Origin of the sequence: Flavobacterium bizetiae (assembly GCF_902804475.1) — a bacterium.
Classification (GTDB): domain Bacteria; phylum Bacteroidota; class Bacteroidia; order Flavobacteriales; family Flavobacteriaceae; genus Flavobacterium; species Flavobacterium bizetiae.
Genome location: NZ_CADCSU010000181.1, coordinates 1 through 13827, shown reverse-complemented (window position 1 = coordinate 13827; position 13827 = coordinate 1). Strand labels below are relative to the sequence as shown.

Here is a 13827-nt window from a genome sequence, read left to right as displayed (position 1 = left end):
TATTAATAGAAACTTTTATTTGAGATAAAATACCTTTTAATATAGAGTGATCTTCTTTATTAACCAGTTTTGCTAAAAACAGAATAAAGTGATCTTTGTACAATAAAAATAAAAAGGTATAAATAGGGATGATGGTACAATCTACCAAAAGATCAGTTATAGATAATAATGCTGAACCTATAGTTGCTTTTCCGTTTTGTACAGAATCTTTTGCAACCGTATCAATATATTTTTTTTGTTCGCCAATGCTTACATGAAAATTATCTTTTACAAATTTATGAATATCCGTTATAAAGGCGTTAGCATTCTTTTTTATGGTATCAAAATCATTCGCAATATCGCTCACCTGATAAGAGATGAAAATCAAAATCCCTACAATAAAAGCAGCAAAAATCAATATACAGCATGCCGCAGCAAGGTGTCTGGGGAATTTTAATCTACCGTGTAAAAAAGTAAAAATAGGCACTAATAAAACGGCAAATAAAAAGGCCATTAAAACAGGAGTAATAATGTCTTTTCCGGCACAGAAGATAAAAGCAAAAGAAATAAAGCTAACTAATATAAAAGCAAGTTTAGCATAAAACGGTAATTTTATGGTACGAATCATTGTATTTTGGTGATTTAGTAAAAAACTAGAATTTGGTAAAACAAATATTATATTTTATTTAAAAAATAACGTTTTAGCTTTTTCTTAATAGTTTATAAAATTCCCATTATAGTTTTTATTTTTCGCCAGGAGTTGCACGAATTAGATTGAATTTTCTCTTGCCACAGATGAACACAGATTAAAAAGATTTTAAAAATCTGCTAAATCTACTTTAAATTTTTTTTGCCACGAATTACACAAATTAGCACGAATTTTATTTAATGGTGGAGATTAAATAAAGAAAAGACATATAGCTTTGTGAACTTCCCTGAAATTTTCAGTTCAAAAAACTTTGTGAACTTTGCGTAAATCTTTGCGGACTTTGCGGTTAAATATTGCCACAGATTAAAAGATTTTAAAGATTAAAAAAATCTGCTTTATCTGCTAAATTTGCGTGAAAAATTTTTTGCCACGAATTAGCACAAATTAGCACAAATTTTATTTATTGGTGAAGATTAAATAAAAAAAGACATAAGGCTTTGCGAACTTTCTCAGAAGTTTTCAGCTCAAATAACTTCGCGATCTCTGCGTAAATCTTTGCGGACTTTGCGGTTAAATAATAAACAGATTAAAAGAATTTGCGGTAAAATCTAACCTTAATTAATTTTAATCAAAAAACTCCTTTTCTTCGTAGTGCGCCGGCATAATCGAAATCCCTTTTTGAAGCAAAAGATTATTCGGGAAAATGATTTTCTCGCCTTCTTTCGTTTTTAGATTCACATGAAAAGCACTAATATCTTCGATTTCCGCCTCTATCGGGAAATCTTTATCATGAATTTTGATCGTATCTCCAATTCTAAAAGGAAAAGAAAAGAACAAAATCATTCCGGAAGTAATATTACTTAAAATAGACCATTGCGCAAACATAGCCACACCAATTACAGTCGCGATGGAAGAAACCGTGATAAAAATATCTTTAGTTTCAACCCCCCAAATAACAATCAAGCTAATCGTAACCAATATATTCATTAGTATATGAATGTATTTGACTACCAAATTGGTTCGATGCTCTAATAAATGACTTGTACTGGCGTAACGACGAATTAATTTTGCAACAATAACCCTTAAAGCTGCGAGAGCAATTAGTATTATTATCGTGCTTAATATTTCGTGGCTATATTCTTTTAAGGAAAACATAAATAATTTTTTTACACTAAAGTACTCAAATATTCGTAAACTTTAGCTGTTGGCAAGCCCATAACATTAGTATAAGATCCCTCAACTTTTGCAACTGCCATAAAACCAAACCATTCCTGAATGCCATAAGCACCGGCTTTATCATAAGGTTTGTAGTTTTCTATGTAATATAAAATTGATTCGTCTGATAAATCTTTGAATGTTACTTTCGTTACATCATTGATTACGGTAGAAGTAAAGCTGGTTCTAAAGCATACCGATGTAAAAACTTCATGCGTATCATTAGACATTGATTTGATCATTTCAAAAGCTTCTTCAGCATTTTTAGGTTTCCCTAAAGCTTTATTCTGATGCCATACTATTGTATCGCTCGTAATCAAAATCTCGTTCTCTTTAAGTTCTCCATCAAATGCACTTGCTTTTAATGCTGCCAGATAATCCGTGATTTCGGCTGCTTCTAATTCAGGAGGATATATTTCTTCAATTTCTTTTAATCTTATTTCGAAATCAAGATCCAGATCCTTAAAAAACTGTTGTCTGCGTGGTGATCCCGAAGCCAGGATTAAAGTATATTTTTGTAATTTTTCTTTAAGCATTGTACTTGATATTTAGGGTAATAACTAGAATAGATAAAATTCCGAAGAATAAAATGAGTTTTAAAACCGTACTCAAATGATGGTAATCTTTATTTGATTTTGCCGAAACGATTTTTACAATAAAATATAAAAGAGGCGCCAGAACAAAAGCAAAAGCGTAAAACGTGGCTATAAAAAGATTATTCTGGAAAAAATAAAGATTGATATATAAAAGGCACAATATAAACGCAATAACAGCAAAACCCACTGCTATTTTTGCAGCCCTACTAATTCCTATTGCGATCGGCAAGGTATTCATTCCTTGATTGTAATCGCCATTTACATCTTCGATATCTTTAACGATCTCACGGATAAAATTAATCATAAAAGCAAACAAAGCATAATCCGTTAGTATAGAAAAAAAGCTCGCCATTTGCGCCTGATTTTCTGAATTAACTGCAGGAAAAAGATCAAAAACACCAATGATTAATACACTTACAGAAAGCAATAATGCTACCACAAAGTTGCCTAAAATCATGATTTGTTTTAAAGTCGTTGCGTAGAAATAAAGCAATGATGCAATCAGAATAAACAGTGAAGCAAAACCAGGTCTTAAGATGATATTAGACAAAACAAAACCAAGAGCAACGCCTGTAATATTAAGACCAATATAAATGTTGTAAGCAGCAGTTTCTGAAATTCCTTTACCAATTACAACATCTTGTGGTTTATTAATGGTGTCTGTCGCAACATCATATATATTATTTATAACATAACCCGCTGCAGCCAATAAAACAGTACTCAAAACCAATAGCCCATATTGCCAGTCAGACAGCGCTAATGGAATATTTTGTTGTTTTAAAAAAGCATAACGAAACAATAGCTGCATAAAAGCAAGCATGAGTAGGTTCTTATATCGAATGAGTTTGAGGAATTTCATTTTTTTTAAGTTACAAAGGTTCAAAGGGGCAAAGGAACAAAGGTTTTTCTTCGTTTCAGGTTTCAAGTTTTCAAAACCTGAGACTGAGACTGAAAACTAGTCGTGTTTCCCGCTAAAATGTTCCATCCATTTTTCCTGTACTTTCATCACTTGTTCGATCACGTCTCTTGCAGCGCCTTTTCCGCCTTTTACGTGCGAAACATAACGGCAAATATTCTTGATTTCAGGACTTGCATCTTGCGGACAGGTTGGTAAACCTACTAATTTCATTACGTGAAAATCAGGAATATCATCACCCATATACAATACCTGTTCAGGTTTAATATTATAAGTTTCAGTATATTCTTTAAAAGTCGCTACTTTATCTGGAGTTCCTAAATGAATGTCTTTAATTCCCAGATTACGTAAACGAACACGAACGCCTTCATTGCTTCCGCCAGAAATAATACAAACATTATAACCACTTTCTACAGCAGCTTTCATAGCATAACCATCGCGAATATTCATTGTGCGAAGTATTTCTCCTTCATTGGTTACAAAAACTGAACTGTCTGTAAGTACGCCATCAACATCAAAAACAAAAGTTGTGATGTCGTTCATTATTTCTTTAAAGTGCTTGTCTATCATCTTGAATAGATTGTGTTAGAAGTTTATAAATGTTTTTTTGATTTTCGTTGTTTAAATACGCCAAATGCGATTCGATCGTCACCGAATCATTTCGTTTTGCCGGTCCGGTTTGCGCATCTACAGGGTTTAAGGTATTTATTTTTTCGGCAGTTTCTTGTATTAACGGTTTCAAAATTTCGAAAGGAACTTTATGTTCAGTACAAATTTCCTGTCCTATTTGATATAAATGATTCGTAAAGTTATTTACAAAAACCGCTGCTACGTGCAACGCCTTTCTCTGATCAGAGTTAATAGCAAAAACAGCATTTGAGATACTTTTAGCAACAGTTTCTAAAACACGAAAATCGAAAGTATTTTCAGCTTCTAAGCAAAGTGGAATGATCGAAAAATCGATTTCTTTGTTTTTAGAAAATGTTTGAAGCGGATAAAAAACACCTTTTCTGTTTTTAGCATCCAAAACATCAAGCGAAGCCGCGCCAGAAGTATGCACAACGATTCGGTTTTGAAAAGGCAATTGCTTAGAAACATCAGCAATAGCCTTGTCTGAGACGGCAATGATATATAAATCACTTTCCAGCAATTCTTCGAAATCGCTTGTAATTTTATCAAATTCAATTAGAGAACTTAAAGTTTCTTTTTTTCTGGAATAAACCTGTACGATTTCTACAAGTTCACTTTTGGTGAAAGCTTTTATCAAATGCTGGGCAACATTGCCTGAACCAATTATTGTTATTCGAATCATATCGCAAAATTAGCATTATTTTTTCTAAAGAAAATAGTCAAAGTAGAGTTTCCCCACAGATTGAGCAGATTAAAAAGATTTTAATCGCGCATTATTTTGTTAATGATATGCAAACGTGTATTAAAACGGGATATTTTACAAACTCAGGCAATTTTAAACCTTACGAAAACAGTTTCATTATCCTAAAAACTCTTCAAGTCTTATGGCGTCAAACTCATAACTACTTTTACATTAAATGATGCTATTGTTAATTTGTAAAACTAAGCGTACATTTTTATTAATTTGACTAAAAATGACACCCTATTTTTGGTTTTTATTAACAAACTTCAAATATTGGAACTCAACATTTTTAAGTACTTTTGTGCCACTTTTATACAATGTAATTCCTCAAAAATGGATAAAAAAATATTCTCTTTTTTGTTTTCTACACGATTAATGTCTGTTCTTTTTTTAACATTTGCTATCGCAATGGGTATTGGTACTTTTATCGAAAGTAAATACAATACAGACACAGCCCGAATTCTAATTTATAATACATGGTGGTTTGAAGCAATAATGGTCTTCTTTTTGATCAATTTCTTCGGAAATATCAAGCGTTACCAATTGCATAAAAAAGAAAAATGGGCAACACTTATACTTCACTTAGCTTTTATTTTTATTCTTATAGGAGCTTTTATTACGCGCTATATCAGCTACGAAGGGATGATGCCAATTCGTGAAGGCGCTGCCGAAAATCAAGTCTATTCAGACAAAACATTCTTAACTGTTTTTGCAGACGGAGAATACAAAGGCGAAATGAAACGTAGAGTTTTTGACAAGCCATTATTATTTTCGCCGGTAACCAATAACGATTTTACTCTTTCAGGTAAATTCGACGAAACTCCTTTTGAAGTAACTTACGTTAACTACATCATGGGAGCTAAAGAGGTAATAAAACCATCTGCAAACGGAACTTTATACCTTAAATTGGTAGAAGCAGGAGCAGGCGGACGTGAAGAACATTTTCTAAAAGAAGGAGAAGTTCAAAACATTCATAATGTATTATTTGCATTAAACAAACCTACAGAAGGTGCTATCAATATTAATACAACTGGAGAAAAATATACCATTCAAACCCCTTTTGAAGGAGAGTTTATGCGAATGGCAGATAAATTAAAAGGATCTGTAACCAAAGATGATATTCAGCCTCTTATGATGCGTTCTTTATATAGTATTGGAGATATCCGAATCGTTTTTCCGGATCCTGCTGTAAGAGGAGTTGTTGATTACGAATCGAATAACGATTATAAAGCCAAATCTCACCACGATGCTTTAGTAGTAAAAGTTAAAGCTGATGGTCAGGAAAAAGAAGTTCGTCTTTTAGGATCAAAAGGTAGCGTAGGGGAGCCTCAAACCGTAAAAATTGGCAAAATCGAATACAGTTTATTCTACGGAAGTAAAGCTTATATCTTGCCTTTTAAAGTAAAACTAAACGATTTTATTGCGACAAAATATCCTGGTACAGAAAAAAGTTACTCTTCTTTTGAAAGTAAAGTAACCGTTCAGGATTCTACAGAAACTTTTGATGCCAGAATTTTCATGAACAACGTTTTAGATTATAAAGGATACAGATTTTTTCAATCTTCATTCGATCCGGACGAAAAAGGAACAGTATTATCTGTAAACCACGATTTCTGGGGAACTTCTATTACTTATTTTGGATATTTTATGTTATATTTTGGTTTAATGGCTATTATGTTTACGAAACATTCTCGTTTTGCTGATCTAAAACGTAAATTAGAGAATGTAAAAAAGAAAAAATTAATTACGATTCTGGTTTTAATGCTAAGTTTCACTGGTTTCGCTCAGGCACCTCACGTTCATACAGAAGGAGATGGTCATGATCACGGTCATAATCATGCACCTGCAGATCCTAACGATCATGCCAATCACGTAACTGCTGCACCAAGTCAGAAACAAATCGATTCGTTATTAACGATTTATAAAGCTCCGGTAGCACATGCCGCTAAATTCGGACGTTTGATTATTCAGGATGCCGGTGGTAGAATGAAACCTATCAATACATTCTCGTCTGAATTGTTAAGAAAAGTAAGCCATAAAGATACCTACAACGGAATGAATTCTGATCAGGTTTTCTTGTCAATGACACAATACGCTCAGGTTTGGATACAAGTTCCGCTTATTTATCTGAATACAAAAGATGATAGTATTCGTAGAATCATTGGCGTAGACAGAAAAGCAAAATTGGTACCGTTTGTAAAATTCTTTGACGAAAACGGAAACTATAAATTGTCTCCTTATTTAGATGCGGCATATAAAGCAGCGAATCCAAATAGTTTCGAAACAGATTTCATCGAAACAGATAAAAAAGTAAACCTGATGGAATCTGCTTTAAGCGGAAGCATCCTGAGAATTTTCCCAATCCCGAATGATCCTGGTAATAAATGGATTTCGTACTTAGAATTACAAAATGCAGGTTTAAAAGGCATGGATTCTACCTACGTAAAACAAATTCTGCCTTTATATTTTAGCGCTTTAAACAACGGATCAATTTCTAAAAACTTCGATACCGCCGATCATTTGGTTGAAAGTATAGATGGCTTTCAAAAGAAATTCGGAAGTAAAGTACGTCCAAGCGATAAGAAAATCGATCTTGAAATTGCTTATAATACCTACAACATTTTGCCAAAAATGTTCTACTGGTATTCGCTTGCCGGAATCTTCATGTTGATCTTTACGCTTTTCAGTACTTTCTTTGATAAAAAATGGCTTCGTATTACCGTAAATGGCTTTCATATATTGATAGGAGTAATATTTGCATTTCATACTATCGCCTTAATAGCCCGTTGGTATATTTCAGGTCACGCACCTTGGAGTAACGCTTACGAAGCAATTGTTTACGTGGCATGGGCAACCATGTTCTTCGGACTGGCTTTCGATCGCAAATCGAAACTTACCGTCGCATCAGCAGCATTCGTAACAGCGATGATCTTTTTTGCTGCAGACGCCAACTGGATCGATCCTGAAATTGCAAACCTGCAACCCGTTCTTAACTCATATTGGTTAATGATTCACGTAGCAGTAATTGTAGGAAGTTATGGCCCATTTGCATTAGGAATGATTCTTGGTTTTGTCGGATTAATTTTAATCTTCTTTACCAACGACAAGAACAAGGCAAAAATGGACCTAAACATCAAAGAAATTACCTATATCAACGAAATGTCTTTAACAATTGGTCTTATCATGCTTACCATTGGTAACTTTCTTGGAGGACAATGGGCCAACGAAAGCTGGGGACGTTACTGGGGGTGGGATCCAAAAGAAACCTGGGCTTTAATCTCGATTATGGTGTATGCCTTCGTAATTCACGCTCGTTTTGTTCCTTCGTTAAGAGGACAATGGTTCTTTAATTTAATGAGTATGTTTGCCTTCGTATCGATCTTGTTTACTTATTACGGAGTAAACTTTCACCTCGTAGGATTACACTCATATGCAAGTGGAGAAGCACATTCATTAAGCTGGATCTGGTATTCATTAGGAACAATTTCGCTTATCGGAATTCTAACATATCCAAAATACCGCAAGTATTATAAAAAGAAAAAATAATAACTAAGGTATTTTATTAATTCACAAAAAAGGCTCAACATCACGTTGAACCTTTTTTTATGTAATATTGTAGTTGATTAAAAGAATTAGGAGCTATTTCCTGCTATATGTTCCAATCTTTTGTGCCGAACACCGGCACAAAAGGATTTCCACTTCTATCAGGGCTAGGAGATTCGTTTTCAAGATAATTCTATCAAAATAAAAAAGTAATTCAGAAAAATACTGAAATAAAATTTAAACTATGATTCAGTGTAAAACATAGCCAGCATTTTGAGCCATTCAAGTATAATATATCCAGGTTTATATATTATTACAAAATAGAAAACCCACAGCCAAAACCGTGGGTTATATTAAATAAGATAAAACGTTTAAAAAACTTAGCAACTCAGAGCCTTAGTCCCTTAGCACCTTTTAAAAAAAATATCTCTTTCGAAACCAGAAAGCCACATTAACCAAAGCAATTAAAGCAGGAACTTCAACCAAAGGACCGATAACGCCGGTAAAAGCCTGACCGCTATTAATACCAAAAACACCAATCGAAACAGCAATAGCCAACTCAAAGTTATTTCCCGTAGCAGTAAAAGCAATCGAAGTACTTTTAGAATAATCAGCACCAAAATATTTTCCGGTAAAGAAACTAATCACAAACATTAATCCGAAATAAATCGCCAACGGAACCGCGATTCGTACCACATCCATCGGGATCTGAACAATCAATTCACCTTTCAAACTAAACATCAGTATAATTGTAAACAATAATGCAATCAGTGTCATAGGAGAGATGAACGGAATATATTTGTGTTCAAACCATTCTTTGCCTTTGAGTTTTATTAAACCATATCGGGTTATAATCCCTAATGCAAACGGAATTCCCAGATAAATCCCCACACTTTTAGCAATTTCTATCATGCTGATATCAACTGTAAAACCTGAATATCCAAAATAAGGAGGCAAAACGGTGATAAAAATGTAGGCGTAAACGCTGTAAAGTAAAACCTGAAAAATACTGTTCAGCGCAATAAGACCAGCCGCATATTCGCGATTACCTTCTGCCAGATCATTCCAGACTACTACCATGGCAATACAACGTGCTAGTCCAATTAAGATTAGACCAATCATATATTCAGGATAATCTTTTAAGAATAAAAGAGCCAAAAAGAACATTAAAACAGGACCAACAATCCAGTTTAAAAAAAGAGAAGCACCCAGAATTTTGGTGTTTTTAAATACTTCTCCCATCTTTTCGTATTTCACTTTTGCCAGTGGCGGATACATCATTAAAATTAAACCAATCGCCAGCGGGATATTTGTACTTCCGCTAGAAAACGAATTGATAAAACTTCCGCTTGACGGAAAAAAATAGCCCACAGAAACTCCAATAAGCATCGCAAGGAAAATCCAAAGCGTTAAATAACGATCCAGAAAGCTTAATTTCTTTTTCTCAACAACAGGATAACAATGATTTAATGACATCTTATTTTTTTATTTGAGAGAAAACATAAAACATTTCAGTAGCAATTTGCAGGCTTCTTTCGTGATATTTTTCTGTTTGTTCAGGTGTATTATCAAAAGCCTTTGGATCATCGTAAGTAACCGCAATTCTTTTTTCAGCTCCAGCAATAAAAGGACAACCACCATCCGCTTGCGAACAAGTCATAATAGCCGCAAACTCACTTTCCGGGTTAAATTGATCGTCGTATGTCTTAGAAAAGCCAATGATTGGCGCTTCGTTTTCTGAGAATTTAATCGCATAAACGGGATTATTCCCTTCAGACAATTTCTGGATAGTAAACCCCGAATCACTAAGTGTTTCAGCAACTTTCGGAAACAAAGCCGTAGCTTCAGTTCCGCCAGAATAACAACAAACATTTTGAATTCCGTAATAATGAGCGGCCGTTTGCGCCCAAACCTGAGATAAATGACTTCGTCTTGAATTGTGCGTACAAATAAAATTCAATCTAATTTCGCTCTGCTGCTCAAATTTCGATCTGATAAAATCAACAAGCGGTTGTAGTTTATCTTTGTGCTCTTTAGCAATAGTTTCAAAATCAAAAGACGAAACTAAAGATTCAATTTTTGGTAATAAAATATTTTGATTCGACATTTTTATAACCTTTTAAGTTTAACAACAAGTTCCGCCAGGCGTACAAGAATTGCCTTCGTCAGTATGTAATTGCGTCAGTTTTAATTTTGGCTTATCAGACGGAATTCCGCATTGATCCTGCGCTAAACAAGCCGTAGTTTTATTCAGTAATAAGAAATCTTTTCCGTTAAAGCCTAAATCATATTTTCCAATAGTAGTATTTTGATATTCTACTTCGATTTCATAATCTTCAATTCCCAAAACTTTTTCAGAAAGTGATATGATATGAATTAATTTATGTGGTTTTAAACGATGTTCATAATCGTTCGCATCCCAAAGCTGAAAATTGACAACAGTTTCTTTTCGAACCACACCGCCACAATCGATAAAGTTTTTAGTAACCAAACCCACTTCTGTCACGTGAAAATATTCCGGAACAAATTTTCCGTCAGGAAGCTGAAAGTTTACTGCCTCAACAGTAGTAAGTATTTGTTTAATTTCTGAAAGTTTCATAATAATTAGATTTAATAGTTAACAACATTCGTTTTTTCTTTTTTCTAAATGAAGATCTACCTGAGTAAAGAAAAATTTAATTTTCTCGAACCCAACTTCATTTATACAATAGCAAATCGCATTTCCTTCGATATTTCCTTTTATAAGACCGGCATTTTTTAGTTCTTTTAAATGCTGAGAAACCGTTGGCTGCGAAAGCGGTAATTCGTTTACAATATCACCGCAAATACATGCATTTACTTTAAGTAAGTATTGAATAATAGCAATTCGCGCAGGGTGACCTAAAGCTTTTGTTAAAATAGCCAATTCGTTTTGGTCGTCTGTAAAGTGATCTGTTTTTGTAGCTCCCATAGTAATATTTTTATATTGCAATATTACGATATAGATATTTATAAAAAAAGAAAACTATAATTTTTTTTGTTTTTTTTAAGGTTTTATAAAGTGAGTCTGCCAGTCAATATCAGGATAATAGCCGTAAACACAAGGAAACAAACTAAAAAGATAATATGACTTAAAAGAGATAAAAAGAAAGCCTTTGCTATTGAAATTTTATTGAAGAACTGAATATTTGTCCAAAATATCAAAACAATATCAACGGCATAGATAAAACTCGTAACCTTCTGAATTTCTTCAGTTCCATTAAAATAAATCAACAACGGAAACAATAAAATATGCGCAAATAGCTTTTGAGAAGCTTTAAAAGTATTTAGGACAAAATATTCTACAAAATTATAACCTTGATTTCTAAAACAAATATAGGTTCCAAGAGTAAACAGGGGTATAGTCGCAATGGTTATCCATGAAAAATGAGTCGACATCCATTCGTTGAAGTCATCATAATTTAAATTCTCAGCAGGCACATTAGGAAGTAAATTAATTTTAAAATAATGATATAAAACCCCGTAAAGCGTTGCCAGAACCACAACCAAAGACAAAGGTTTAAAATGATTCACTCTTTTCCCTTCTATAAATTCCCGGATAGAATCTCCCGGTCTGGTAAACAATTGTTTTAAGGAATAAAGAATCCCTTTATCAAAATGTAATAATCCGTGCTGAATATCATGCCATAAAAAATGCCAGTTTATTTTGTGCGTTTCAGTAGACTGACCGCAATTATTACAATAATTTCCGGTGTACTTTTGGTGACAGTTTTTACAAATGATTTCCATTATCAGGCGTGTTAATTTTTGTTCTTTCCATTCCTTGAGGATATATAATCGTCAATAAAATGATTAGTAAAAGTAAAATTCAGTTAACGATCGTAGTGAATTGGTTAATAGTGAGTTATCAGAATTAAAACTAATAAAAAAACGCACATTAAAATAAATTAATATGCGTTCTTAGTTTTATGTTAAGTTTTATGTTAAGTTTATTTTTAAACTTTTCCTAAAGTATACAATTGTGTCATTGTAGGAGTTAAACTTCCGCCCGCAGGCTCAAGAGTGATTCCAAATGCTTCTGCCGAATCTGTTTGGCTTACAGCAAAGATTTTTTGACTGTTACCTTCAAAATTATCCAGCAAACCTATACTTGTTGGCGTAAGTACCGGGCTTAATTTTAAAGACCAAACCTGATAAACCATTCCTTTAGGCGGAGTAGGTAAACCTGCAGCATCTATATACGTAGTTTTAGTCGCTTTATTCCAATACACTTTTGCAAATGAATTAGGAGAAACTGCCTGACCACCAAGAGTTACACCAGTGTTTTTAATATCCCTAACAATAGTTAAGTTTTTCTCTGTCTCCTTATTTTGCTGATCTAAGAAAGCATATTCTCTCTGTATTTTATTTTTCTCATTTCCAACAGTAGAAATAGCTTCTTTTGTTTTGGTAAGTTCCAGAGTTTGGTATCCAAGTCCTAGTAATAATAATACTGCTGCAGCCCAGCCCACATATTGAGACCATGTCGATGCAGGTTTCATGTCGACTACCTTGCCGTGTTTCAATTCTAATCGCGCCTTTATTTTTTCGAAATTGGCTACCGAATGAAAAGGAGAGAAGCTTGATGATAGCGCTACAATGGCTTTTTCTATCTCAATAATTTCCCTATCCATTTCGGGATTTTTCTTAGCCATTTCGGCTATTTCCAGATTTTCAGTTTCGGTCAATAAACCGTAAACATACAATTCGAGAATTCCTGAGTCTATATATTCTTGTGCTTCCATTATATTTTTAAATAATTACGTAAATCGTTAATACAGTTTCTGTTATGCGTTTTGATAGTTCCCAATGGCAGTGCCAATTCTTCTGAAGCTTCTTGTTGGGTATATCCTTTAAAAAATAATAAATCAATAATCTCAATACATTTTGGTTTCAGTTTCTTTACAAATTCTTGAATTCCAATGGTATCAATTCTATTAACGAGTTTATTACTGTCGTCTAACAGATTTACGAAATTATCTGAAGAAAGGTTTTTTTGGCTATTATTAAAATTTTTAGATCTCAGCTTGTCAATCGATGTATTCCTAGCAATATTAAGGATCCAGGTATAAAATCGGCCTTTGCCCTCATTATAAGTATCAATATTTTTCCAGATTTTGACAAAAACTTCCTGCAAAACATCTTCGGCTTCTTCGCGATTTTTAATCAGGACGTTGATGACCGAAAACAAACTTTTCGAATACATATCATACAAATGGGTAAAAGCTCTTTCGTCTTTTTTGTAAATTAAAACTAGCAATTCATCTTGACTCATAGATTTAGGTTTTTAAGCTTAAACAAAATTTTCGTATACATTTTTATAGATTGAGATAAAGATAATTTATTTTTTTGTGAAAATTAGTTTTTTTTTAATAGTCCGAAACCTAGTAAAATATGGGGTTTTAAAAAAATATTATTTTTTTTACATTTTTTTAAAACCAAAAGCAAACCCATTACGTAAATGCTATTATAACATCAAACGATAATGCTGAAAAATAGCAGAAGAAAGAAAAGAGCTTCAAAAGAATAATATTAAAGC

General features: G+C 33.3%; 14 protein-coding genes. 1 reads left to right on the top strand and 13 read right to left on the bottom strand.

The features are described 5' to 3' along the window. The 6 genes from FLACOL7796_RS22535 to FLACOL7796_RS22510 all read right to left on the bottom strand — a co-directional run. Nucleotides 1-607 (bottom strand): AI-2E family transporter (locus FLACOL7796_RS22535; protein WP_173973027.1); only part of this gene is annotated, 607 nt, incomplete at its 3' end. A gap of 645 nt (nt 608-1252) precedes the next feature. Beyond that, nucleotides 1253-1783, bottom strand: a complete 531-nt coding sequence (locus tag FLACOL7796_RS22530) for a mechanosensitive ion channel domain-containing protein (protein ID WP_173973026.1) — start codon at nt 1781-1783, stop codon at nt 1253-1255. Between the two features lie 11 nt (nt 1784-1794). After that, a complete protein-coding gene (locus FLACOL7796_RS22525; protein ID WP_173973025.1) occupies nt 1795-2379 on the bottom strand; it encodes a Maf-like protein in 585 nt (194 codons plus the stop codon). Next, a complete protein-coding gene (locus tag FLACOL7796_RS22520) occupies nt 2372-3298 on the bottom strand; it encodes a geranylgeranylglycerol-phosphate geranylgeranyltransferase (RefSeq protein WP_173973024.1) in 927 nt (308 codons plus the stop codon). Before FLACOL7796_RS22520 ends, FLACOL7796_RS22525 begins: the two co-directional genes overlap by 8 nt. Before the next feature lie 96 nt (nt 3299-3394). Beyond that, entirely contained in the window at nt 3395-3922 is a 528-nt protein-coding gene (locus FLACOL7796_RS22515) for a KdsC family phosphatase (RefSeq protein WP_173973028.1), read from the bottom strand. Next, a complete protein-coding gene (locus FLACOL7796_RS22510; RefSeq protein WP_173973023.1) occupies nt 3906-4667 on the bottom strand; it encodes a Rossmann-like and DUF2520 domain-containing protein in 762 nt (253 codons plus the stop codon). The genes FLACOL7796_RS22515 and FLACOL7796_RS22510 overlap by 17 nt, the downstream gene beginning before the upstream one ends. Nucleotides 4668-5060: 393 nt before the next feature. Here FLACOL7796_RS22510 and ccsA point away from each other — a divergent pair, with 393 nt between their 5' ends. Further along, nucleotides 5061-8273, top strand: coding sequence for a cytochrome c biogenesis protein CcsA (ccsA, locus tag FLACOL7796_RS22505; protein ID WP_173973022.1), 3213 nt, complete (start codon nt 5061-5063; stop codon nt 8271-8273). A 411-nt stretch (nt 8274-8684) separates the two neighbouring features. On the opposite strand, the gene arsB is transcribed toward ccsA, so the two are convergent. From arsB to FLACOL7796_RS22470, 7 genes are all read right to left on the bottom strand, one after another. Further along, nucleotides 8685-9746: an ACR3 family arsenite efflux transporter gene (arsB, locus tag FLACOL7796_RS22500; RefSeq protein ID WP_173973021.1), complete on the bottom strand. Its 1062-nt coding sequence runs from the start codon at nt 9744-9746 to the stop codon at nt 8685-8687. A 1-nt stretch (nt 9747) separates the two neighbouring features. After that, nucleotides 9748-10377 (bottom strand): arsenate-mycothiol transferase ArsC, encoded by a 630-nt coding sequence (locus FLACOL7796_RS22495; protein WP_173973020.1) that lies wholly within the window; start codon nt 10375-10377, stop codon nt 9748-9750. Between the two features lie 18 nt (nt 10378-10395). Then, a complete protein-coding gene (locus FLACOL7796_RS22490) occupies nt 10396-10869 on the bottom strand; it encodes a DUF6428 family protein (RefSeq protein WP_173973019.1) in 474 nt (157 codons plus the stop codon). Nucleotides 10870-10887: 18 nt separating this feature from the next. Continuing rightward, complete coding sequence (locus tag FLACOL7796_RS22485) at nt 10888-11220, bottom strand: ArsR/SmtB family transcription factor (protein WP_173973018.1); 333 nt, start codon at nt 11218-11220, stop codon at nt 10888-10890. An 83-nt stretch (nt 11221-11303) separates the two neighbouring features. Continuing rightward, nucleotides 11304-12038, bottom strand: coding sequence for a DUF3667 domain-containing protein (locus FLACOL7796_RS22480; protein ID WP_173973017.1), 735 nt, complete (start codon nt 12036-12038; stop codon nt 11304-11306). 206 nt (nt 12039-12244) lie between these two features. Further along, nucleotides 12245-13033: an anti-sigma factor gene (locus FLACOL7796_RS22475; protein ID WP_173973016.1), complete on the bottom strand. Its 789-nt coding sequence runs from the start codon at nt 13031-13033 to the stop codon at nt 12245-12247. Next, a complete protein-coding gene (locus tag FLACOL7796_RS22470; protein WP_173973015.1) occupies nt 13033-13563 on the bottom strand; it encodes an RNA polymerase sigma factor in 531 nt (176 codons plus the stop codon). The genes FLACOL7796_RS22475 and FLACOL7796_RS22470 overlap by 1 nt, the downstream gene beginning before the upstream one ends. Nucleotides 13564-13827: the final 264 nt, after the last annotated feature.